The sequence below is a fragment of the Paenibacillus jamilae genome (genome assembly GCF_050482105.1).
GTDB classification, from domain to species: domain Bacteria; phylum Bacillota; class Bacilli; order Paenibacillales; family Paenibacillaceae; genus Paenibacillus; species Paenibacillus jamilae_B.
This window is the reverse complement of record NZ_JBCNHI010000023.1, coordinates 188,739-211,227: the sequence shown is the minus strand read 5'-3', so window position 1 is coordinate 211,227 and position 22,489 is coordinate 188,739. Positions and strand designations below refer to the sequence as shown.

Here is a 22,489-nt window from a genome sequence, read left to right as displayed (position 1 = left end):
TATTAAGATCATAAAAAACACATTACATATAGATTTATTTTTTAAGGTTATTTTTTCTTCAATTAGAAATTAGTTTAACACGGGAAAAATATTAAGATAGGTCAGTAAATACGTGTTGATCTGACATTTTAGAGTATTTGAGCAGATGGTATCATTTGTTTATAGAGATCGTTATAACAAAAAAAGCTGCTACAGAAGTATTAGCTATTGAAGAAGAAATGAAAATGATTTTTATAACTTATTTTATGTTAGATTCGGTCAGTTATTTTTTTGTTTTGATATTTTAAAAGACTAAAGTATTGATACTACTTACATAAAAAGGTGATGAGTAGATGGTATCAAGAAGGGAAAGAGAATATATGAAGAAATTGGATGAAGTTTTAGAAAATAAGGAAAGTAATTATATAATGCCGTTCTTCTGGCAGCATGGTGAAGAAGAAGGTATATTGCGCGAATATATGAAAAAAATTAATGAATCCGGAATAAAAGCTGTGTGTGTGGAATCACGTCCTCATCCTGATTTTTTGGGGCCTAAATGGTGGGAAGACATGGATGTAATTATGGATGAAGCAAGAAAACGTAATATGAAAGTGTGGATTGTAGATGATTCTCATTTTCCAACAGGTTATGCCAATGGAAGAATTAAAAAAGAGTACCCAAATCTACAAAAATTATTTTTAAAAATCCATCAGCAAGATTTTGCAGGTCCCTATAAAGATGCAGGAATTATTGTAAAGTGGGCAGCCAATGGTTCAAGAGATGCTGTCATGAGCGTGGGAGTAGAAAAGTCTAAAAAGGAAACAAGCAAATTTAACTTGGAAGATAAGATCATAGGAGTAATTGCAGCGAAGATAATTAACAGTGATGAAATAGATCCTGATACTTTATGCGATATATCAGACAACCTAATGAATGGCGTTGTTTACTTTGATATTCCAGAAGGGCATTGGAGAATTTTTACTATTGTACAAACCTTCAATGGTGGAGAAAAGTCTACAGAAGGTTATTTGAATCCAATTGATCCAAGAGGAACAGAAGTACTAATTGATACGGTTTATGAAGCACACTTAAGTAGATATAAAAAAGATTTCGGAACAACTATTGCTGGATTTTTTTCAGATGAACCACGTTTTGGAAATGTGAAAGGACCCAACGCTTCAATTGGAAGATTTGACATGGTATTGCCATGGAGAGAAGATCTGATAGACCTATTGCAAAAAAACACTTCAGAAGAGGTTGTTAAATATTTACCCTTGTTATGGGCGAATGGAAAGTCAAGAGAAAATAAAATTAGATATTTATATATGGATTTGATAACTAAGCTGTATTCTGAAAATTTTACCCAAAAGTTGGGGGAATGGTGCAGAGCCCATAATGTTGAATATATTGGGCATGTAATAGAGGACAATAATGCACATGCCAGATTAGGCTATGGAGCAGGTCATTTTTATAGAAGCTTGTGGGAACAAGATATGTCAGGGCTAGATGTAGTATTACATCAAATATTGCCCGGAATGGATAAAGGATATTTTAAATCATCTACATCATCAGGTTGGGATGGTGAGTTTTTCCACTATGCATTAGCTAAAATGGGAGCATCTTTGGGTCATATGGATGAAAAGAAAAACGGACGCACAATGTGTGAAGTTTTTGGAGCGTATGGATGGGGCGAAGGATTAAAGCTAATGAAATGGATAACGGATCATATGCTCGTTAGAGGAGTTAATTACTTTGTACCACATGCGTTTTCGCCAAAAGAATTTCCAGATTTAGATTGTCCACCTCACTTTTATGCTCATGGTAAAAATCCACAGTTTAGATACATGAAGATTTTAAATGAGTATACGAATAAGATTAGCCATTTGCTGACGGATGGGATACATGTAGCACCCGTAGCTGTTTTATATCATGGTGAAGCAGAGTGGTCCGGTGAATATATGCTATTACAAAAACCGGCTAAAGAGTTAATGCAAAATCAAATTGATTTTGATATATTGCCCACTGATATATTAATTACGTCTGAAATTAAAGATCAGAAGCTTATTGTAAATAACGAATCGTTTTCAGGGCTAGTCATCCCATATTCTGAATCTTTACCTAAAAAACTAATAGAAAAACTATTAGTTCATTTAGAGGCCGGGTTTAAAGTTTATTTTATAGATGATCTTCCAAAGGGTTCTAGTGAAGGTATTAATATTGATAAGGAACTTCGAAAATTACAAGAAGTTGAAAATTGTAAAGTAATAGGGCTTGATAATTTAGTAACTGATTTAAAAAATTCAGATATTTATGATATCCAGGTTGATGATCAGCAACCATACTTAAGATATTATCACTATACCCATCAAGATGGAGATGTATTTATGTTCTTCAATGAACATCCGTATCATTCCATTAATACAGTGGTTGAGGTTCCTCTTCACTTAGATGCATATGTATATGATGCCTTTGAAAATAAAGTTCTTAATATAAATTTAGAGAGAACTCAAAAAGGCAGCAAGTTTAAATTAAATCTTGAAAAATATGAATCTAAAATAATTATTTTTAGTAAAAACATAACGGCGAGTATCGAATCCATAATAACGGATAAGCAGCAGATCGATATTCAGGAGATCAGTGGTGAGTGGAAAATTTCGTTATCTACCTCTGAAAAATATCCTGAATTTGAAACCACTACAGTATTAGATAAGCTGGTTAACTTAGCAGCACCGAATTTATACCCTGATTTTTCGGGTACGGTTAGATACGAAATAGACTTCAACGTAAGTAAAAACTTTGAAAATGCATTTATATTCATAAAAGATGCCTATGAAATTGTGAATATTTCCATGAATGGCTGCCATGTTGGAAGTAAAATATGCCCACCCTATAATTTTGAAGTGAGCAATTGCTTAAGAATGGGGAGTAATAATTTAGTAATTGAAGTGACGAATACTTTAGAAAAAGAGCAAAAGGACTTTTTTTCACAGTACCTTATACATGAACCAACTGGCATTACGGGTTCTGTTAATTTAGTGCTTTACTAACCGTATTATTGTAGCTTCGGTCTAAAGCGGTTTAAATGAGATATTATCCTAAATTTAATTATTAAAATTACAGAGGATGGGTTCTTATGAGTTTTTCAAATTTTATTAAGAACATGTTTAATATACAAGATAAAAAAGAAACAATATACAGCCCATTAAGTGGTGAGGTTAAAAATCTTAGTGAAGTAAATGACATCACATTCTCCCAAGAATTAATGGGGAAAGGAATAGCAATTGAGCCGTCTATAGGTAAAGTGGTTTCGCCGGTTAATGGGGAAATTGCAGCGTTCTTTGTTACTAAGCATGCTATTGCATTGAAGACCGACGATGGAGTTGAGATTTTAATTCATATAGGCATTAATACAGTTGCTTTAAAGGGCAAATATTTTGTACCTCATGTAAATGAGGGGGATCGAGTTAATATCGGAGACCTATTAGTAGAATTTGATGTGGAAGCTATTAAAAAGGAGGGATATGAAGTTATAACTTCTATCGTTATTACTAATACAGATAACTATAGAGATATCAAGAAAACGGATAGCAATAAGGTATTAGCAAAAGATAGGCTGATGGAAGTTATATCATAATAGTAGTGTGAAAAGGTGGAAGAGTAAAATAAGGCAGCCACCAATATGAGCATTTTCAGTGGGACCAAACAACGTAGGAATATTGAGGTGTTACTTAATCCAATAGGAAAATGCCTCAATTTTCCGACGTGATTTGTACAGCTGTTCAATTTGTTCAACAACGGAACTAACAAATGGATGTACAGAGTCCAAATGGAGTCTTATGTTCGTTACAGTGTTCCTTTAAATATAGATATAAATGAAAACGATTACAATAATATGGAAACGCTTACGTTAAGAGGTTTTGTTTATACCTGGTGTGTAGCGAAAGGAAGGAGAATAGTTAATGAAGAAAAGCAAAATCATCAGTGCAATTTTAGCGGCTCTATTATTTTTGGTAGCAAATACGACGCAAATCAGTGCAAATTCAAATTTTTCATTAGCTATACATGATCATGTGGCTAATACCTCAATTAGCGATTATAAAAGAATGGAAAACGCGGATCTGAGCGAACTGGTGTTATCGAGCGGGACGCTGACTCCTGCTTTTGCAGCTGGAACAACCGAATACAGTGTGAATGTTCCTTACGATGTAACCAGTATTTCGGTAACAGCCAGCGTCTATGACAGCAACGCCACAATGAAAGTAAACGGGAAACCTGTTGCAAGCAGTCAGGCAAGCGACCCAATGAGCTTGAGCGTTAATAATAACATCCTCACCATCGAAGTAACCGGACAAGAAGGAATGGTGACGAAACTATATAAGGTGACCGTGACGCGAGTATCAGGTTCACCTTCATCATCGGAATGCACACCGCAAGAAAGGGGAGGGCCTCTTTGGGTCACAGCAGCGTGTATCGACTCACAGTATAATAATCCAGTTATTGATAGGGAGGTTGACCTAACATCTCCAGTTCCGCATCATAAAGTGTCAGGCCACTTTGAGGGTACTGATGCGAAGTTCAACTTTTACTTGCCGCCGAAAGAACAGTGGAAGGGCCGCTTCTTCCAGAAAGTATATCCGCTTTATGATGAGAATGCCTTTGATAGTCATATTGCTTTCGGCGCAGCCAGCGGGGCTTATACGGTTCAGACGAATGCAAGTAGCGGATATCGAATTGATGCAGCCGCGGCAAAGTTCTCCAAGGTGTACGCGGCGGATTACTACGACACTGACGATTATATCTATGGATATATATACGGTGGAAGCGGAGGCTCTCTTCAGACGATTGGTGCAATTGAAAATACTAAGGGAGTGTGGGACGGAGCAGTGCCATTTGTCCCGGTTGTACCAACGTCCATTCCAAACAATGGATTCATATTGGCCTATGCGAACTTTGTGCTCAAAGACAAGGCTTTACAGCTAAAGGACGCATTGAGCCCGGGAGGTAGCGGTGACCCTTATTCCAGTTTGAATGACATGGAGAAGGCAGTACTGCAAGAGGTGACGAAGTTGGGAGTTCCTTTAAGAGGGTTGGAGGGGGCACTCAGCCAGAACGATCTTCAGAGTCTCCTCTTTGGTTTCGGAGACACGATTAAATCGATGGATAGCACCTATGTCGAAGATTTCTGGAACAAGCCAGGCTACCTAGGTGCGGAACAATCGGATCTCGGAGATTTGTTCCGCAGCGCCAAGATCGATCAATGGGCCACCATTACTCAGGTTAGCCGGGACAAGCAGAATGCACCGACAAGCGTTTCTCTTGATAATGCGCCATCAACACTGCCTCGAACCGGTGCAGATTACACACTTTATACAGCTGACGGGACGACGAAGATCGGGACACTAAAAGGTTCGTTTGATCCGACTAAGAAAGTCTTCACGATTGGGAACGAAAACTCCAATAGCGTATTAAGCGCCCTAGAAAGCGGTGCCAAACTGCATATCGACAACCGATGGCATCTTGCGTTGCTATCGTACCATCGTCACCAGGTTCCGAGCGGCCCCAACTTTTATTCCTGGGATCAATTTAGAGCAGCTGACGGAACTCCCATTTATCCTCAGCGTCCTATGGAGATTGGCCCCATGATCATGAGTGGTGTTGCAGGAGGTGGCTCACACAACGGGCATATTCAAGGAAAAGTCATCCTTATCTCCAACTTGCTCGATATGGGATCTTTTCCTTGGCATTCGGACTGGTATAGTGCAAGGGTGAAGCAGTATCTCGGTGAAAGCTTTGATGGTCATTTCCGTGTCTGGTTCAACGACAATGCGGATCATTACGATAATGGGGCAAGCACTTATACTGTTGTACAATATGATGGCATTCTCGAACAGGCACTTCGTGACCTAAGCGCTTGGGTAGAACAAGGGGTGGCTCCTGCAGAGTCAACCCAATACAAGGTAGTCGATGGTCAGATCAAGTTGCCGGAGAGTGCTGCGGATCGTAAGGGGATACAGCCGGTCGTCGATTTACTTGTTAACGGCACGACTAAAATTCATGTTAAGACCGGCCAACGTGTCACCTTCCAGGGCAAAGCTACGGTCCCTCCTGGTAACAGTAAGGTTGTGAAAACTGAATGGGACTTCGAAGGTACGGGGAACTACAAGAAGGTATCCTTCGGTACCCCTAAGGCCTCGGTAACGGAGTCGGTATACTTTACCTATACCAAGCCAGGAATCTACTACCCAGCTCTAAGAGTGACCGCACAGCGTGATGGTGACGAAGAATCACCCTTTACACGAATTGAGAATCTAGAACGTGTTCGTGTAGTTGTAGAAGAAGAACAGAAAAATTCAGGGAAAGGAAAATCAAGCGAAGAAGAGAGCTCCTTAGGAAGTATACAAGACAAGGCTGGAGAAGAGAACTCTATAGGAAGCCTACAAGACAATGTTGAGGTGGATAATGGTACAATAAGAGTGAAACCAACGATCAATGCTAATGGAAAAGCAACTGTTCAACTGAACGCTGAAACTGTAAAGCGGGCACTCAAACAAACAGATGGAGACAAACTTGGAATTAAAGTAGAAGCAATTGAAGATATGAATGAAATTGAAATTGAATTTCCTGTTGATGTATTGTTAATAAATGGAAAATATTTAATTAATAATTTCGAAATCGAGACAGGATTAGCTAAATTAAATGTATCTTCAAAGTTGATTTCTAGAAGTTCAGCAGAGGCAAAGAATGTGAAGGTTTCTGTGACTAAAGTAAACTCATCCAGCCTATCACCGAAGATACAAATTCCATTGGGCGATAGACCAGTTTACAGTTTTAGTTTGGAAATTGATGATAAAAAGGTAAGTGAGCTTGATGGAAGAAACGACGTTCAAGTGACAATACCATACAAATTGAAATCAGATGAGCAACCCAATAAGATGGTCATATACCAAATTATGGATAATGGAGATTGTAAAATTGTAGTTAATGGAAGACTAAACAAAAAGACAGATGGGATAGAATTTAAGCCTAAGCGATTGGGTAAGTTTGCAGTAGCTTTTACGGAAGTGAACTTCCAGGATGTAACAAAAGAATGGGCAAAGGAGCCGATTGAGGCTTTAGCTGCAAGGGGCGTTATCATCGGAACAGGGGATGGAAAGTTCAACCCGGATGATAAAGTGACGAGAGCCGAATTCATTGCGATGCTGATGAATGTTTTTGAACTCACCGATAGCAATGCGACAACGACCTTTTCAGATATCAAAACAGGCGCATGGTACTATGATGAGGTTGCAACAGCACAACGGTTAGGTATTGTTAAAGGCAGACCGAACGGCAGTTTTGGTGCACAAGATGAAATCACGAGACAAGATATGGTTGTAATGGCCTATCAAGCAACGACCTATGCCGGGCTGACATCAGATAGTGAAGCCCCGCTAAGCTTTGTCGATGCAAACGGCATTTCTTCATATGCGTTAGAAGGCATTACTGCAATGCACAACGCTGGAATAATAAGCGGGATGAATAATGGAGAATTTGCACCAAAGTCTAAATCAACCCGTGCGCAAGCTGCAGTTGTAATTAATAATATTCTCTTCTCATTATAACGTTTGTTTAACAGAGGCTTACCCACTATCATACGATGGTAGGTAAGCCTTACTTCTTATAAACGTGCATTGCTAGATACAAGATAATGAAGATCCATGAGGGTTAGTCGTCTTATACATCTGAAAACCTGGTACGAAAAATACGGTAATTTTACTCAACACAACAAGAACCAATGCTAAAATTTAAGCCCACTTGTATATAGATGTTTCATTGAGTATAATGTGCTTATGGAAGTTGCATTTTAAAATGAGAAGGTGGGAGAAAATTGAGTACAGCGTCTCGGGGTGTTCACATTGGTCCCCCTCGTCTAAAAATAGCGATTCATGCCATTGTTTGGCTAGCTAAAAGTGGCAGCATGATCAGCAGTGCGTTGATAGCGAGACAAGTCGATTCGCATGCCACCTTTATTCGCAGAGTTATGCAGTCATTGAACAATGCTGGCATTGTTGAATCAAAAGGCGGACGAGAGGGTGGATATTTTCTAAAAAAATCTGCAGCAGAGATTACAATAGGCGATATATACGAAGCAATAAATAGTATTTCCAATGATACTGAAATTAATGTGGATTGCGGAGAAGACGGAGAAAAGTTAGATGTTGAGCAGTTAGATGTTGAACTTGAAAAGATTCTCCAGGAAGCTGAATTAAAGACAATTGAGTATTTGCGAAGTTATACGATTGCTCAATTAATGGATCGAGTCCAATTTTTTAAAGAATAATAAAGCTGGATAGCTAACACTAAGTTGCAGAATCATATGCAACTTTTTATTAGAATAAATTGTGCTTAATAAAAGCACAGAAAAAGAAAGGCATCTTGCTTAGCATGAGTTTGGACATTGACGGTTGCAAATCTATGAAAACGCGAGTGAATGGAAGGAAACATTCATTATAGTGGGAGGAATTATTATGGAAAAGAAACGTGCTGTGGTGATTGGAGCAACGGGGCAGATTGGGCGAGCAGCGGTGAACGCGCTGGCACGGGATGGCTGGGAGGTAACGGCGGTCTCCCGAAGCGGGGGGCGGGACGAAGGATGGCCTGATGAGGTATGCGTCGCGCAGGCCGACCGGGCCGATGATGCAGCCCTGGCCGCCGCAATCGGCGACGGCTGCGACGTGGTGGTGGATGTCGTCTCATACGGTGCCGCACACGCACGGCAGTTGACTGCTTTGGCGGATCGTGTCGGCTCGGCGGTGGTCCTTTCCACAACGTTAGTATACGAGGACGATAAGGGACGTAACTTTAATACGGTAGCGGAACCGGATGGCTTTCCCCACTTTGCGGTACCGATCCTAGAAAGCCAGCGGACGATCCAGCCTGGTGAGACTACCTATAGTACTGGCAAGGTGGCTATGGAGCAAGAACTACTTGCGGCGGGCGACCGGTTGCCAACAACGATACTGCGCGCGGGCGCTGTTTACGGCCCATACAGCTCCTTTCCTTATGAGCTGTACTTCATCAAGCGTAACCTTGACGGGCGGCGTCAACGAGTTCTTGAGTACCGTGGGACAGGTCTTTTCCATCGGGTGAGCGTTCACAATCTCGCGGAGTTGATCCGGCTGGCAGCAGCGAACCCGGGCTCTCGGGTGCTCAACGCCTGTGACCCTAAGGTGCCAACAGTGGCCGAGATCGGAGCGGCAATTGATGCCGTGATGGGTGTAGAGACTCCCGAGACGTTACTGCTGGACGGTCCGGCTCCATCGCTGTCCGTGGGAAAAACACCGTGGATGGTTGATCACCCCATAATTTGCGACATGACCGCCGCCGAACGGGAGTTGGGTTATCGGCCGATAGCAGCCGACGCCCAGATCCTGACAGAGACGGTCGAGTGGCTGGCGGGACAACTGGCGGGACGGGACTGGAGAGAAGTATTCCCGTTGTTAGCCCAAGCGCAGCCACACCTCTTTGACTACGCAGCTGAAGACGCTTGGCTGCTAAAATCCTGAGGTGATAAACGAAGGGAGCGGTCGGAACTCCCAGCTCGCCTTTTATCCGTCAAGCCTGTTCGGCCTTTGGGTTCAACGATTTGGCGAGCGGGGCGCACTTCATGTTGCATTTCATGTCGATTTTGTTGCAGGTGAGGAGATAGATGTCCAAGCGCCATGCGTCCATTAATTATTGGAGGGGGTGATAACGTCAAAATAAAATAGTTATAGTTACAGATGCCAGGTTTCAGGATAGCAGGTCCAAGTGAATGGCTTGTACGTGGATTTACCCGTTTAGTTTTGCGGAATCGCCTGTCGGCCAGATAATGCTCAGCGTTTTAGAAAAAGGCATTATACCATGTTACTAAATAGAACGGATAAAGCTTTCAGATTAGCGGGAAAAAACTTATTACGACTTGGTCATTTTCGACTTGACTTAAAGCGACAAATGAAACGTTCCTGGTCATTAAGCATAAACGAATGGTTTGCATGTCTAAAGAAGTGAAAATGAGGAGGATATCCATATGGGAAGAAAAATTGCAATCATTACAGGGGCGAATCGGGGGATCGGGTTTGAAATTGCTAAACAGCTAGGCAAGCTTGGCGTCACCGTCATTATGACGGCTCGCAAAGAAGATCAAGGGATGGCGGCCTGCGACAAATTGAAGCAGGAAGGGCTTGACGTTCATTTTCACCAGCTTGATATGACTAACGAGTCCAGTATCAGCAAGTTGGCTAACGACATGCGGGAGCAATTCGGAGTGGTTGATATTCTGGTCAATAATGCAGGCATCTCTATCGATGGTAATAAGGATACAACAAATATCGATTTGGATACGGTTCGAACCACGATGGACACGAATGTATACGGTCCGCTGCGCTTATCGCAAGTGCTCATCCCTTTAATGCAAAGCAGTGCAGACGGCAGAATCGTCAATGTGTCCAGCAGCATGGGGGCTTTAAATGATAGTATGGGTGGCGGGTACTTTGCATACAGTATGTCCAAAACTGCCCTGAACGCGCTTACGTTAAAACTGGCAGCAGACTTAAGTAGCAGCAAAATCACGGTAAACTCGATGTGCCCGGGATGGGTTCGTACCGATATGGGAACTGCCGACGCTCCAAGATCGGTCAAGGAAGGGGCCGATACAGCTGTTTGGCTGGCGACTGGCGATGTAGGAACGACTGGCAAATTTTTTAAAGACCGTTCTGTGATCAGTTGGTAAAAAAATAAAGTTAGACTGTACGGAATCGCTAAACTAATTGGCGGTCGTTCAATGAGGTTCACCAGAAATAGCCGGGCTCTTTGTAAAAGAGTTCGGCCATTTCTGGTTCTTCCCAGTTTAACATGAGTATTAGCCGTCTATTCCTGTGAGTGAGCTCTAATGGAGAGATGAAGGATGGAAGATTTTTTTCCAACCATTACTCCAATAACCCCAATTCCTTATATACGTTTATCGTGACGACGCCAGTGGGGGGCATCTGGTGATCACGCTGATATCGTTTTAGGGCCGCGGTAGTATCATAGCGAAACATGCCATTGCAAATTCCTTTGAAGTAACCTGCGCTCTTCAAGCGCGATTGAATCAATTGCACCTCCCCGCCAACGTCGCCTTCCGCTAAGTCCTTTGGATCTCGATCAGGCTCCCCTAATACATGACCATGTATTGTTACTTTTGTGCCTAGAGGGATCAGGTTGTATAATTCCATGACATCGTGGTTCCACATTCGAATACAACCATGGCTTTGGTGCTGTCCAATAGAATACGGTCTATTCGTTCCATGAATGCCGTAATAACCCCAAGGTACATTTAATCCAAGCCAGCGCGGACCAAAGGACGCTCCCCAGTTTTCCCCTTTGTATAAAATTTTATATTCCCCAATGGGTGTAGGGGTTGCATAATTTCCAACAGCGACCTGATACCTTTTCACTATTTTTCCATTGGCACGAACAATGAGTCGGTGCTGCTGAGGGTAAACTTCGATTGCGTAAACTCCTTGTTCAGATACGATCGGTAATGACGGATCGGCATGTACGATCATACCTCGGAAAAGAGCGGACAAGTACAGGATCGAAATCAGTACGACAATTCGAAGAGAAAGTGAATGACTGCTTTGCTTCATTATTATCACCATTCCGTATTTAAGGTAGCAGGGCAGAGGATAGCGTATTACTATGTAACTTACTATTGGTGGATTACCCGACAATCTTATTTTTTACCTAACGGTCTGTTGTCTATTCCTGTATTAGAAACCCCAAAACTTGTCCATTGTGTTGTATATGGATAATAGACAGGCTTACCACAAAAAAACACTTCCAAGGATGCCATATCTTACGACATGGTTGCATTCTTGAAGGTGTTCTTCAGTCTCACTCTATGGGGACAGTTCCGTGTTTCTTAAATGTAAAATGGAAATCGCAAAAATCCAGGAACGGGCATGTGATCAGCCTTTCATGTTCTCGGAAAGTTAAGGTTTATCATCGGGTGGTAAAGGGAATGAAGCTCGAATATAAGTTGTTGGGGCTATTTTTTGATGAACAGGCAACAACCGTTCATGCAGGTTCTTCTGGGATAACGATTTATACAGTATAGATATAGCTGCAGCAGCTATTTGCTCGGATGGTATATCGATGGCCGTAATGGGTGGTGTAGAATACTGGGTAGCGTCTGGTCCGGTCATCCCGATCGATATGATAGCAACTTCCTCAGGGATTTTAATTTTCAAACGGTGGTTGCCAGTTCTGAATAGACTTCACTGCGATTTTCCTTACCACCGGAACGTAGCTGAATCAATGTATCCAAAAAAGCAGCCATTACAGGCTGCTTTGATACTACAGGCTAATTACTCGTATATTTTCCCCAATCGTATTCGTATTTGGCGTATAGCGGATTCGCTCCGTTGTATGGACCTGGCCAGTCGTCAACACCAGTGCCATTCCATAAATTCATCATAATCTTGCCTGGCGTGCTTGGGATGTTTGTAGTTGCTGTATGCTTTAGAACCCTTTTTCATGCTTTTTAGAGATTATTAACTGGAGGTTTTACAGGCAAGTTCAGCTGAAATATAAAGGTGTCATGGGCATGATTGAGCGTTAAGGTGCCTTCATGTAACTCGACAATATTTCTTGCTATGGAAAGTCCCAGTCCTGCTCCTGTTTGGATACCTTCACTACTTCTTGAATGGTCAACCTTATAAAAACGATCAAACAGCTTCTCTTTCTGATCTTGTGTGAGAGGAGTTCCTTTATTTTCGACCTCAATCGTAATTTGCTCAGGAGTTGTCTTCAGTCGAATGTAAATGCCTCCCGGCTTCAAAGAATACTTTAAGGCGTTCATGAGAAGATTGTCGATTGCTCTGGCTATTTTATCGCTGTCAATGGAGCTAATGATCGGGGAGTCACCGATATCCTTCACGATGTATACACCGTTTTCTTGGGCAATGGGTTCGAACTCGAACAGCAATTGATCCACAAGCTGAGATAAATTGATCCTTCTCAGATCTAAGTGGGTATCAACTGAAGTGAGCCGGGTATATTCGAACAAGTCATCCAGCAACTTTTTTAAATGAATCGCTTTGTTATAGGTGTTTTGAACAAAGCGTGTATATTCGTCTTTATCTTGATATGAGTGTGTTCTTAACAGCTCGATATAGCCGATAATGCTGGTCAGAGGCGTACGCAAGTCATGTGAGATACCAGTGATCAGCTCCATCTTGGATTTTTCTATTTCACGTTCTTTTACAATCTGCTGCTCTAAACGTTCTGTCATTCGATTAATGTTGTGCGCAACCCGCCCAAGCTCATCTTGTCGAACAACAGGTACCCGATAATTTAAGTTACCTTCGGAAATAATTTGAAGCCCTTGCTCCAATGCAATTAAATCTTTAACGATTCGTCGTGTCAAAACTAAAAAAGTAAAAATAAACATTACCATAAATAAAGGGGTGAGAAGATAAGGAAAAAAATCACGAAACCAATGCCATTCCATAACACTGCTAATTTTCAAGAAAAGTAAAATGAGAATATTATTTATAGCAGTGGCGATAATAAAGCTCAGCACCATTCTAATTAAAATGTTGACCTGGATACGCTTTTTTCGTTTTGGCTTTTGTATATGTTCATTCAATTTTGTAGCCAACTCCCCACACCGTTTTAATATATTGAGGATTCCTTGGGAATTGCTCTAATTTTTCTCGTAAATTACGAATATGAACCATCACCGTATTGTCAGAGAACCCGTATGGCGCTTTCCATACATTTTCGTAAATGTGCTCTGAACTAAAAACCTGTCCAGGGTGGCTGGCAAGCAAGATCAGAATAGAAAACTCTAGAGGTGTCAGTGAAATTTCGTCCCCTTTTAATTTTACCGAATGTTTACTCTTATCAATCACCAGGTCCTTAATAAGGATAAGGGAATTAAATTCTTCTTTTCCTATTAATGATTGCCGCCGTAGCTGCGCTTTTACGCGAGCAAGCAATTCTAACGGATTAAACGGTTTGATCATGTAGTCATCGGCCCCGGTAGTCAGCCCGTTGATTTTATCAATATCTTCTTCTTTGGCTGACAGCATGATAATCGGAATATTCGAGATTTCCCTTATTTTAAGACATGCTTTGATCCCATCCATTCGTGGCATCATGATATCCAGGATAACCAGATGAATTGGTGTTGTCTTTATAGCATTCAGAGCTTCCTCCCCGTCAGCCGCTTCAATTACCTGGTACCCTTCATTGCGTAAATATACATGAATGACATCTCGAATATCGGAGTCATCATCCACAACAAGGATTGTATTCATTATTGACTGCTCCTTTTTCGAAAATTAGTAGAATTAGGATATTTAAGGTGCCAAATTAAAGTGTAATCTATCGTTTACATTGTTTCCCTTTTACGACAGACGTAAACGAAAGCAGGAGGGATATTGAGAGGCACCAAATTAATTTTTTCGATGATAAATTTTTCGGAAAGTTGCTTTTTCATTTGAAGTGAATATTGAAAGGCGATAAATAGGCCTCCAGGTTTGAGTGCTGTATAAATCTGTTCAACCAAGGTATCTCTCAATTCACGTTCAAAATTAAAAAAAGGTAGCCCGCTAATAATACAATCCAACTGTTGAATGTTCTCTTGCTTCATTGCTTCTACTAAACGTGCAGCGTTTGGATGACAGGAGAAGTCTGGATATTCTGTCTGTAAATTATTCCTCATCGTCTCATCCATCTCAAATAATAACACTTTTGTTGCTCCACTTACCTGAGTGTTGATAAAACGTGTGATGGCACCTGTACCGGATCCGAGCTCTGCGACTGCTTTAATCTCGTTCCAAGGCGCTTGTTTAACCATTTTGGTCGCCAGAAACCGGGAGCTTGGTATAACACTTCCCACATTTTTCGGACTGTGAATAAAGCTTCGCAAAAATAAAAGATTTTCATTGATTTTCAACTGAATAGCCTCCATTACGGTTTATGTACACAAATCATATTGAAAAAAACTAAGGAATTTATGAGTATATTTCTAAAGAAAATCTAAAGAATTCATCTATGAAAGCTTTAACGTCAATGCCGTAGAACCCTAAAAGCCTTACCAACCAGGTTGGTAAGGCTTTTTTTTATAAGAGGAAAGGTAATTACTTTAGAATTTCTTTAGAAATCTCCCTATAAGCTCCTAAGATTTTTATATTAATATGCTTTTATCGACATCGCGAGGAGGTTAGAACATGATTAGCGATATCGTTTTACTAGTCAATCATTATGGGTATTTGTTTTTTTTCCTAGCCTTCTGCCTAGGCCCATTCGGGGTCCCTGTTCCTAATGAATTAACCATACTAACAGGTGGGATTTTGAGTAACAACGGAGTTTTAAACCCGTGGATTGTATATATGGTTATCCTCGCTGGCTTGTTTACAGCAATTACATTTGCTTATTTGGTAGGCAGAATCTCTGGAGAGAAATTCAAACCAAAGTTGCAAAACAACCGCCATTTCCAGAGAGCAGAGATACTTTTTGAGCAACACGGAGATATCGCAATGTGTCTTGGATTTTTAATTCCAGTCATTCGGTATATTCTGCCTGTGTTTGTTGGTCTGAACGGTATCTCGTACAAGAAGTTTGCTTTACTTTCGTATTCGAGCGCCTTAGTTTGGACCACTACGTTCTTTGCTTTTGGCAAATTTTTTGGACACCATATATTGAATTTACTAGATATGATCGATCCTAAATTAGCTGTGGCTGCTTTAATAATAGGTGTTGGCACTTTTATCGTAACGAAGTGGTTCAAGTTCATCTTTACTGCATGAGACGATAAGTGAAGTAAATAGGACAAAATGGTTTGTTCTTTTGAAGCGATATGAAGGAGAGTTGTGATCAATGAAAAAAGTAAAGAAAGAAAAAATATTGATTCTTACCGGAAATTATGGAGATGGCCATAATCAAGTAGCCCAAGCACTGCAAGATGCAGTGCAGATTCGGTTTCCTCATATGGAACCTGTCGTTATTGATTTTATGGAATGGATTCATCCCTATGTGAATCATTGGAGTCGATTGATTTATCTGCAAGCCGTCAAAACGTTCCCCCAGGTGTATGGATATCTATATCAGAAAACACGGAAGCCAAACGCTCTATCCCATATCGTAAAAACCGTTTTCTCTACTGGAATCGGACGAATTATGAAATTAATTGATAAAGTACAACCCATTATGGTAATAAGTACATTCCCTTTGGCCGCAGGCGTGATGTCGAAGCTAAAGTCATATGGTTTAATCGATATTCCTACTGTTACTACGATTACCGATCACACCGATCATAGCTCATGGATCTATCCCTATACCGATCAATATATCGTAGGCTCCAAAATTGTTCGTGATTCTTTGATTCAGCTAGGTGTTGAAGAGACGCAGATTGCGGATACAGGAATTCCTATTCGACCGCGATTTTCCCAGTCCATGGAAAGAGTGAAAACGGCAAAGAAGCATGGTTTAGACCCTTATATGCCTACTGTGCTTGTGATGGGAGGAGGTTGCGGCATGATTGGCGATGGAAGCTCTACGATTCAGGAATTTGACCAATTGTCTCAACCTGTACAGTTCATCATTGTTTGTGGGCATAATGGAAAGCTTCGAATGGAGCTGAGTGAAATGCTGAAAGGTTCCAAACATCGCATCCATTTAACAGGTTATATTCATTATGTTCATGAATTAATGGCCGTATCTGACATCATGATTACTAAGCCAGGAGGAGTTACGACTTTTGAGGCGATTGCCATGGAACTGCCGATGCTACTTTGTAAGCCAATTCCTGGTCAAGAACAGGATAATGCCAAATTTTTAGTTCACTCCGGAGTAGCCATTCATGCAGAGACATCTCGGGATTTAACAAAGCGGCTATCAAAATTGCTAAATAATGCAAAACTTCTTCAGGAAATGAAAGAAAATACCAAACGGTTTCATCCTAAAGAGTCCGCGTTTGCGTCATTAGAAGTTATTTTTGGAATTGTGAAAATGAACAATAGAGTCAATGGAATAAATATATGCTCCTAAAAGAAGACAAGCATTGATTCACTACTGTTAAAAAGGAGCAGGATAATGGAGCAGATATTAATTATTCTCATTAGTGCATTACTCGTCTACACGATTATTCCAACCCTTATGGTTCGAATATTTGGTATCGGGGTTTATAAAAAAGGAACGAGCAAGCAGCCCATTGCTTTGACCTTTGATGACGGTCCAGACCCAGAATATACGCCTCTTTTGCTTGATTTATTAAAGAAGCATAACATCAAAGTGACCTTTTTTGTTCTTGGTCAAAAAGCGGAGAAATACCCCGATCTAATCCAACGAATGCACAGTGAGGGACATCTTGTTGGAATTCACAATTACGTGCATTGGTCCAATGCCTTGATGAGTCCAAAGAAGGTTCGAGAGCAGGTAAACAAAACGGCCAACGTCATTGATCGTATTATTGGGAAAAGAACCTTTTACTATCGGCCCCCATGGGGAGTTATCAACCTGTTTGACTTTTTTTTAATGAGAAAATTTCGTATGATACTTTGGTCTGTTATTGTAGGTGATTGGAAAAGCTCTGGCGGCAAACAAAAAATTAAGCAAAGGCTACTGTCCAAGCTAAAGGGGGGAGCTGTCATTGTTCTTCATGATAGTGGGCAGACGTTCGGAGCAGACAGGAGTGCACCTGCATTCATGCTGGAGGCACTAAATGAATTTATTACTGAGGCATTATACACAGGGTATTCCTTTCATAGAGTAGATGCTGATCGTTAAACGTGCTAAGTACATGAGCTCGAGAGAAATTGAATCGAAAGGTTCTAAAATAAAACTTAAGCCAGGAGAACATTTTGCTCAGGCTTAAGTTTTTTTACTTAGATGAGGATCATAGGGGTGTTAGACATTTTCCATATTTCAGTGCAGGTCTGGATACGATCCGTACGTAGCATCCCAGCATCAAGGATGACCAGATCAACAGAGATTGACTTTACTAGATCTAGCGCTTCCAGACTATCTACAGCTTCTATAACAAAGAATCCCTCATTGCGAAAATATACGTGAATAGCGTCTCGAAGCTCAGAATCGTCAGCTACAACAAGTATGGTATCCATTACACGACCCCTCTTTTTTTGCGACAGACATATATAAAAGCTGGAGGGAAGTTGAAGGGCACGAACTTGATTTCTTCAATAGTTAAGTCTTCGGCGAATTTTTTTTTCATTTGCAGCGAGTACTGAAAAGCAACAAAAATTCCTCCAGGTTTTAGTGCCTGAATAATCTGATTAAGTAAAGTTCCTCGCATTTCACTCGTAAAATTAAAAAATGGTAATCCGCTAATAATACAGTCCAATTGGCCGATGTCATCTTGATTCAATTTTTTAACTAATTGGCAAGCATTTGAGTTACACATGAAATCCGGGTATTTTGTCTTCAGATTCTCTCTCATTTTCTTATCTCTTTCGAACAATAACACTTTTGTTGATCCAGTTAATTGTGTCTTCATGAAACGTGTAATAGCACCTGTACCTGATCCAAGCTCTGCGATGGCCTTGACCTCATCCCAGGGTACAGACTCAACCACTTTAGCTGCTAGAAATCGAGAGCTAGGCATAACGCTTCCCACTCGTTGTGGATTGGTAAGGAATCCTTGCAAAAAAAGTAGGTATTCATTGAAATTCAACCGTTTATCCCCCATGACTTATTTTCTTCCTTTTATTTTGTTCATATAAAAATAGTAGCGAAAAAATCTAAGGATTTTACGAGGATATATCTAAAGAAAATCTGAAGATATGTAGACTAGTTCGAGTTTGGAGTAAACCCTCGACGAGCTCTATAAAACTCAAAGAAATCTAAACATAATAGAGTTTAATGTTTAATTTGTCGAGTATTCATGTAACCGCTATCATTATATAATTTTACTCAGAAAGGAGGTAAAAGTAAGAAAGCACGGAATATGGTACACATAAGCGATGTACTACAACAGAGGATCCACCAACGAGTAGGTGTAGAATGCAAATATAAAAATTTCAGGAGGTAAAGTATGTTTAAGTTTAGTAAGAAAATGTTAACAGTAGTTCTTGCAGCTTCCATGAGTTTTGGGGTGTTAGCAACAACCTCAAGTGCAGCGACAGACTATTGGCAAAATTGGACCGATGGCGGTGGGACGGTCAATGCTGTTAATGGATCAGGCGGTAATTACAGCGTAACATGGAAGGATACCGGGAATTTTGTTGTCGGTAAAGGCTGGACTACTGGATCGCCAGACAGAACGATTAACTACAATGCCGGTGTCTGGGCGCCGTCCGGTAATGGATATTTGGCTCTCTACGGGTGGACGAGAAACTCACTCATCGAATATTACGTTGTGGATAGCTGGGGAACTTATCGACCTACCGGAACGTATAAAGGTACGGTGACCAGTGATGGAGGCACATATGACATCTACACAACAATGCGATACGACGCACCTTCCATTGACGGCCAAAAAACGACGTTTATTCAGTACTGGAGTGTTCGACAGACGAAGAGACCGACCGGGGGCAACTCCACGATCACTTTCAGCAATCACGTGAAGGCATGGGCGAGCAAAGGAATGCCTCTGGGGAATAGCTGGTCTTACCAAGTGTTAGCAACAGAAGGGTATCAGAGTAGTGGGAGCTCTAACGTAACGGTGTGGTAATCATGAGGGCTTAAAGCCGTATTACAACATAGATAAGGAAAAGAATGCCGGAGACAAATACTTAACTGGAACTGGCCTTTCATAGAGAGCAACAATAACGTAGAGAAAAGTCTGAACAAGGCACACTTAACAAGTGTTAAACTAAAGGGATGCGTTAGTTAATGAAACAGCGACAGTTGAGGACGATTTCTCGTCTACGGCTGTCGCTGTTTTCATGTCTGAGAAGCACATACTACCTAAGGTTGTCGAAAAGATGAGGAGGGGGTATAGTTTATATGTATGTATTTTGCTCGGAAAGAGGTTTATATGGCAACAATTCATGATGTGGCGTTAAAAGCGGGCGTGTCGGTCACTACAGTATCCCGTGTAATGAATAACCGGGGCTATATCAGTGAAGCTACACGCAAAAAAGTGTTCGATGCAATGGAAGAGCTTAATTATCAACCGAATGAAATAGCACGGTCCCTGCTACGCAAGCAGTCCAATATAATCGGACTTATTATTCCCAATGTCTCGCATCCTTTCTTTAGTGAGCTTGCTAATCAGGTGGAGTATTATGCCTATCAGCAGGGGTGCAAGGTTCTACTCTGCAATTCGCATATGGACCCTGTGAAGGAAAAAGTGTATATCGATATGTTAAAACGAAACCGGGTAGACGGCATCATTATGGGAAGCCATACCTTGGAAGTAGAAGAATACCGACATTTGAATTCACCGATTGTGACCTTTGACAGGCAGATTGACCCGTATATTCCGTATATATCTTCGGACAATTATCGCGGAGGCGAGCTGGCTACGGAGCTGCTCATTCGTAAAGGCTGCCGGAAAATTGCGCATATATGTGGAAATCTGGAGCTGAACATGCTGTCCAATGAGCGTACCACAGCTTTCCGAGATGTTGTGGACAGGCATAGTGTCCAGCATGTGATTGTTCAAACGGATTTGAATGTGTTCGACCAAAAAGAGTACGAGCGAATGATCTCCAAACTCGTGCATGAACATCCAGATGTGGATGGGGTGTTTGCAACAAGCGATATTATTGCTGCTTTTGCGTTGAAAGAATATATTCGGGCCGGACGGCATGTACCGGAGAATGTGCGTATTGTAGGTTTCGATGACGTAAGCGCTGCTTCCTGGCTGACGCCTGAACTTACATCGGTAAGACAGCCGATTGCAGAGATCGGCAGGCTGGCGGTCGAGCTGATTCGTAGACAGGCCGAGGGAGAGCAGGTACAGCCTGTCAATCAGCTGCCTGTTGAATTGATTGAGCGTGCAACGACCTAATGAAATCTGTTCCTCTAACAAGGGGAACAGATTTTTTTTAATGAATGCTAAAGGTTTAACATGTCAAACGATTGACATAGGTTGATTCTTTGACATATAATCCGTTTGTAAGCGTTTTATTTAAGCATTCAGAGCCATTATAGAAATAAGGGGATGACAACAGTGAGAAAATTCAAAAGAGTTCAATGGATGGTAATGCTACTTCTTTTGGTTATGGTGGTGTCTGCATGCGGTGGCTCCGGAGGAGCGGGTAATTCGGCTTCTGGAGGGGGATCAGCAGATTCGGGAAATGTGAAAATTACGCTTTTGAACTCTAAAGGTGAAATCCTTTCACAGCTGGAGGATGCCGCCAAGGCGTTCCAGAAAGACAATCCCGGCATCACAGTTGAAATCCAGCCGGTTCCGGCCGGTGGATCGCCTTTTGAGCGTGCCTCTGCATTGTATGCATCTGGAAACCCGCCGACCATGATCATGCTTGATACAGGTGATGTGGAGAAATTCAAGGATCGTATCCTCGATCTAAGCGGAGAAAAGTGGAATGCGGACACTGTTGAAAACGCTACCACAACGACGACGTTTGACGGTAAAAATTACGCGTTTCCGCTGGCTGTTGAAGGCTACGGATTCATCTACAACAAAGCGGTTGTTGATAAAGCGGTAGGCGGAAGTTTTGACCCCACCACAATTAAAACCCGCAATGATCTTGAAAAGCTGTTTCAGCAAATCGAGGCATCTGGGAAGAAAGCATTGGTGATTTCACCAATGGATTGGTCCCTAGGCGCTCATTATTTGCCACTTGCTTATGCAGGCCAGAACAAAGACATGGCTGAAGTGGACAAATTCATGGCGTCACTGAAAGCGGGCCAGGCTAACTTGGCTACCAATCCAGTATTTAACGGACTTATGGATACATTCGACGTCATGATGAAATACAATATCGATCAGGCTTCCCCACTGGCAGGTGCTTACGAGCGTGGACCAGAATTGCTTGGCAAAGGCGAAGTTGGCATTTGGTTCATGGGCAACTGGGCATGGCCGCAAATCAGCGGTTTTGATACCGCTAACAAAGAATATGGTTTCTTGCCTGTACCCATCAGCAACAATGCCGATGACTACGGCAATCAGGAAATTTCATCCGCTGTTTCCAAGCGTATTGTTATTGACAAGGAGAAGAGTACGCCGGAGCAGCAAGAGGCAGCGAAGAAGTTCCTGAGCTGGATCGTCTATGATGCGAAAGGCCAAGATTTCCTCGTAAACAAAGCGAACATTATCCCAGCGTTCAAAAATATTACATTGCCTGCGGCTGACCCGCTTGGCAAGTCTATCCAGGAGTATATCGCAAAAGGCAAGTCAGAGCAGTCGATGAGCATGCTGCCTGCCGACCACTGGTCTAAGCTAGGATCTTCCATGCAAAAATATCTGGCGAAACAGGGCGATCGCGCAACACTGGCTAAGGAAATCGAAGACTACTGGAAAAGCGTAAAATAAGGCTTATTTTCAAATTACCCGGAAATAGAGAGAGAAATC

Annotated in this window: 19 protein-coding genes and 1 pseudogene; 12 read left to right on the top strand and 8 right to left on the bottom strand. The window is 41.5% G+C overall.

Features of this window, described 5'->3' with window-relative positions:
• Positions 1-359 precede the first annotated feature (359 nt).
• From ABEW32_RS23735 to ABEW32_RS23710, 6 genes are all read left to right on the top strand, one after another.
• Entirely contained in the window at positions 360-3,026 is a 2,667-nt protein-coding gene (locus tag ABEW32_RS23735; protein ID WP_430192393.1) for a glycosyl hydrolase, read from the top strand.
• An 86-nt stretch (positions 3,027-3,112) separates the two neighbouring features.
• Positions 3,113-3,613, top strand: a complete 501-nt coding sequence (locus ABEW32_RS23730) for a PTS sugar transporter subunit IIA (protein WP_430192391.1) — start codon at positions 3,113-3,115, stop codon at positions 3,611-3,613.
• Positions 3,614-3,938: 325 nt separating this feature from the next.
• On the top strand, positions 3,939-7,580 hold the full coding sequence (locus ABEW32_RS23725; RefSeq protein ID WP_430192389.1) for an S-layer homology domain-containing protein: 3,642 nt from the start codon (positions 3,939-3,941) through the stop codon (positions 7,578-7,580).
• Between the two features lie 266 nt (positions 7,581-7,846).
• Positions 7,847-8,299 carry an RrF2 family transcriptional regulator gene (locus ABEW32_RS23720; protein ID WP_025364889.1) on the top strand — a complete coding sequence of 151 codons (453 nt, stop codon included), beginning with the start codon at positions 7,847-7,849 and terminating at the stop codon, positions 8,297-8,299.
• Between the two features lie 187 nt (positions 8,300-8,486).
• Positions 8,487-9,524: an NAD-dependent epimerase/dehydratase family protein gene (locus tag ABEW32_RS23715; protein WP_430192387.1), complete on the top strand. Its 1,038-nt coding sequence runs from the start codon at positions 8,487-8,489 to the stop codon at positions 9,522-9,524.
• 503 nt (positions 9,525-10,027) lie between these two features.
• Positions 10,028-10,729 carry an SDR family oxidoreductase gene (locus tag ABEW32_RS23710; RefSeq protein ID WP_430192385.1) on the top strand — a complete coding sequence of 234 codons (702 nt, stop codon included), beginning with the start codon at positions 10,028-10,030 and terminating at the stop codon, positions 10,727-10,729.
• A gap of 196 nt (positions 10,730-10,925) precedes the next feature.
• Here ABEW32_RS23710 and ABEW32_RS23705 read toward each other — a convergent pair whose 3' ends face one another.
• The 6 genes and pseudogenes from ABEW32_RS23705 to ABEW32_RS23680 all read right to left on the bottom strand — a co-directional run bounded on the left by ABEW32_RS23705 (position 10,926) and on the right by ABEW32_RS23680 (position 14,944).
• Complete coding sequence (locus ABEW32_RS23705) at positions 10,926-11,546, bottom strand: L,D-transpeptidase family protein (RefSeq protein ID WP_430192431.1); 621 nt, start codon at positions 11,544-11,546, stop codon at positions 10,926-10,928.
• Between the two features lie 426 nt (positions 11,547-11,972).
• Complete coding sequence (locus tag ABEW32_RS23700) at positions 11,973-12,230, bottom strand: substrate-binding domain-containing protein (protein ID WP_430192383.1); 258 nt, start codon at positions 12,228-12,230, stop codon at positions 11,973-11,975.
• A 113-nt stretch (positions 12,231-12,343) separates the two neighbouring features.
• Positions 12,344-12,505: pseudogene (locus ABEW32_RS23695) on the bottom strand (beta-glucanase); the annotation flags it as partial.
• A gap of 18 nt (positions 12,506-12,523) precedes the next feature.
• Positions 12,524-13,630 carry a sensor histidine kinase gene (locus ABEW32_RS23690; RefSeq protein WP_430192429.1) on the bottom strand — a complete coding sequence of 369 codons (1,107 nt, stop codon included), beginning with the start codon at positions 13,628-13,630 and terminating at the stop codon, positions 12,524-12,526.
• The gene (locus tag ABEW32_RS23685) at positions 13,623-14,303 is read right to left on the bottom strand and encodes a response regulator (RefSeq protein WP_430192381.1); all 681 of its coding nucleotides are present in this window, start codon (positions 14,301-14,303) and stop codon (positions 13,623-13,625) included. The genes ABEW32_RS23690 and ABEW32_RS23685 overlap by 8 nt, the downstream gene beginning before the upstream one ends.
• 74 nt (positions 14,304-14,377) lie before the next feature.
• A complete protein-coding gene (locus tag ABEW32_RS23680; protein WP_430192379.1) occupies positions 14,378-14,944 on the bottom strand; it encodes a class I SAM-dependent methyltransferase in 567 nt (188 codons plus the stop codon).
• Between the two features lie 274 nt (positions 14,945-15,218).
• Between ABEW32_RS23680 and ABEW32_RS23675 the strand changes: the two genes are divergently transcribed.
• From ABEW32_RS23675 to ABEW32_RS23665, 3 genes are all read left to right on the top strand, one after another.
• On the top strand, positions 15,219-15,797 hold the full coding sequence (locus ABEW32_RS23675) for a DedA family protein (RefSeq protein ID WP_430192376.1): 579 nt from the start codon (positions 15,219-15,221) through the stop codon (positions 15,795-15,797).
• Between the two features lie 70 nt (positions 15,798-15,867).
• Entirely contained in the window at positions 15,868-17,037 is a 1,170-nt protein-coding gene (locus ABEW32_RS23670; RefSeq protein WP_430192375.1) for an MGDG synthase family glycosyltransferase, read from the top strand.
• A 45-nt stretch (positions 17,038-17,082) separates the two neighbouring features.
• Positions 17,083-17,775: a polysaccharide deacetylase family protein gene (locus ABEW32_RS23665; RefSeq protein WP_430192373.1), complete on the top strand. Its 693-nt coding sequence runs from the start codon at positions 17,083-17,085 to the stop codon at positions 17,773-17,775.
• Positions 17,776-17,873: 98 nt separating this feature from the next.
• On the opposite strand, the gene ABEW32_RS23660 is transcribed toward ABEW32_RS23665, so the two are convergent.
• Together ABEW32_RS23660 and ABEW32_RS23655 are read right to left on the bottom strand one after the other, a co-directional pair.
• Positions 17,874-18,110 (bottom strand): response regulator transcription factor, encoded by a 237-nt coding sequence (locus tag ABEW32_RS23660; protein ID WP_430192372.1) that lies wholly within the window; start codon positions 18,108-18,110, stop codon positions 17,874-17,876.
• Entirely contained in the window at positions 18,110-18,694 is a 585-nt protein-coding gene (locus tag ABEW32_RS23655; protein WP_430192370.1) for a class I SAM-dependent methyltransferase, read from the bottom strand. Before ABEW32_RS23655 ends, ABEW32_RS23660 begins: the two co-directional genes overlap by 1 nt.
• A 345-nt stretch (positions 18,695-19,039) precedes the next feature.
• Between ABEW32_RS23655 and ABEW32_RS23650 the strand changes: the two genes are divergently transcribed.
• The 3 genes from ABEW32_RS23650 to ABEW32_RS23640 all read left to right on the top strand — a co-directional run bounded on the left by ABEW32_RS23650 (position 19,040) and on the right by ABEW32_RS23640 (position 22,450).
• Entirely contained in the window at positions 19,040-19,678 is a 639-nt protein-coding gene (locus ABEW32_RS23650) for a glycoside hydrolase family 11 protein (RefSeq protein WP_430192368.1), read from the top strand.
• Between the two features lie 279 nt (positions 19,679-19,957).
• Positions 19,958-20,962 (top strand): LacI family DNA-binding transcriptional regulator, encoded by a 1,005-nt coding sequence (locus tag ABEW32_RS23645; protein ID WP_430192366.1) that lies wholly within the window; start codon positions 19,958-19,960, stop codon positions 20,960-20,962.
• Positions 20,963-21,124: 162 nt separating this feature from the next.
• The gene (locus ABEW32_RS23640) at positions 21,125-22,450 is read left to right on the top strand and encodes an ABC transporter substrate-binding protein (RefSeq protein ID WP_430192364.1); all 1,326 of its coding nucleotides are present in this window, start codon (positions 21,125-21,127) and stop codon (positions 22,448-22,450) included.
• The last annotated feature ends 39 nt before the right edge of the window (positions 22,451-22,489 follow it).

What these genes read in the sequence shown, in the direction of transcription:
- ABEW32_RS23735 (WP_430192393.1), top strand. Translation starts at nt 360, where the DNA reads ATGAAGAAATTGGATGAAGTTTTAGAAAATAAGGAAAGTAATTATATA.
- ABEW32_RS23730 (WP_430192391.1), top strand. Translation starts at nt 3,113, where the DNA reads ATGAGTTTTTCAAATTTTATTAAGAACATGTTTAATATACAAGATAAA.
- ABEW32_RS23725 (WP_430192389.1), top strand. Translation starts at nt 3,939, where the DNA reads ATGAAGAAAAGCAAAATCATCAGTGCAATTTTAGCGGCTCTATTATTT.
- ABEW32_RS23715 (WP_430192387.1), top strand. Translation starts at nt 8,487, where the DNA reads ATGGAAAAGAAACGTGCTGTGGTGATTGGAGCAACGGGGCAGATTGGG.
- ABEW32_RS23710 (WP_430192385.1), top strand. Translation starts at nt 10,028, where the DNA reads ATGGGAAGAAAAATTGCAATCATTACAGGGGCGAATCGGGGGATCGGG.
- ABEW32_RS23705 (WP_430192431.1), bottom strand. Translation starts at nt 11,546, where the DNA reads ATGATCGTACATGCCGATCCGTCATTACCGATCGTATCTGAACAAGGA.
- ABEW32_RS23685 (WP_430192381.1), bottom strand. Translation starts at nt 14,303, where the DNA reads ATGAATACAATCCTTGTTGTGGATGATGACTCCGATATTCGAGATGTC.
- ABEW32_RS23675 (WP_430192376.1), top strand. Translation starts at nt 15,219, where the DNA reads ATGATTAGCGATATCGTTTTACTAGTCAATCATTATGGGTATTTGTTT.
- ABEW32_RS23670 (WP_430192375.1), top strand. Translation starts at nt 15,868, where the DNA reads ATGAAAAAAGTAAAGAAAGAAAAAATATTGATTCTTACCGGAAATTAT.
- ABEW32_RS23665 (WP_430192373.1), top strand. Translation starts at nt 17,083, where the DNA reads ATGGAGCAGATATTAATTATTCTCATTAGTGCATTACTCGTCTACACG.
- ABEW32_RS23660 (WP_430192372.1), bottom strand. Translation starts at nt 18,110, where the DNA reads ATGGATACCATACTTGTTGTAGCTGACGATTCTGAGCTTCGAGACGCT.
- ABEW32_RS23655 (WP_430192370.1), bottom strand. Translation starts at nt 18,694, where the DNA reads ATGGGGGATAAACGGTTGAATTTCAATGAATACCTACTTTTTTTGCAA.
- ABEW32_RS23650 (WP_430192368.1), top strand. Translation starts at nt 19,040, where the DNA reads ATGTTTAAGTTTAGTAAGAAAATGTTAACAGTAGTTCTTGCAGCTTCC.
- ABEW32_RS23645 (WP_430192366.1), top strand. Translation starts at nt 19,958, where the DNA reads ATGTATTTTGCTCGGAAAGAGGTTTATATGGCAACAATTCATGATGTG.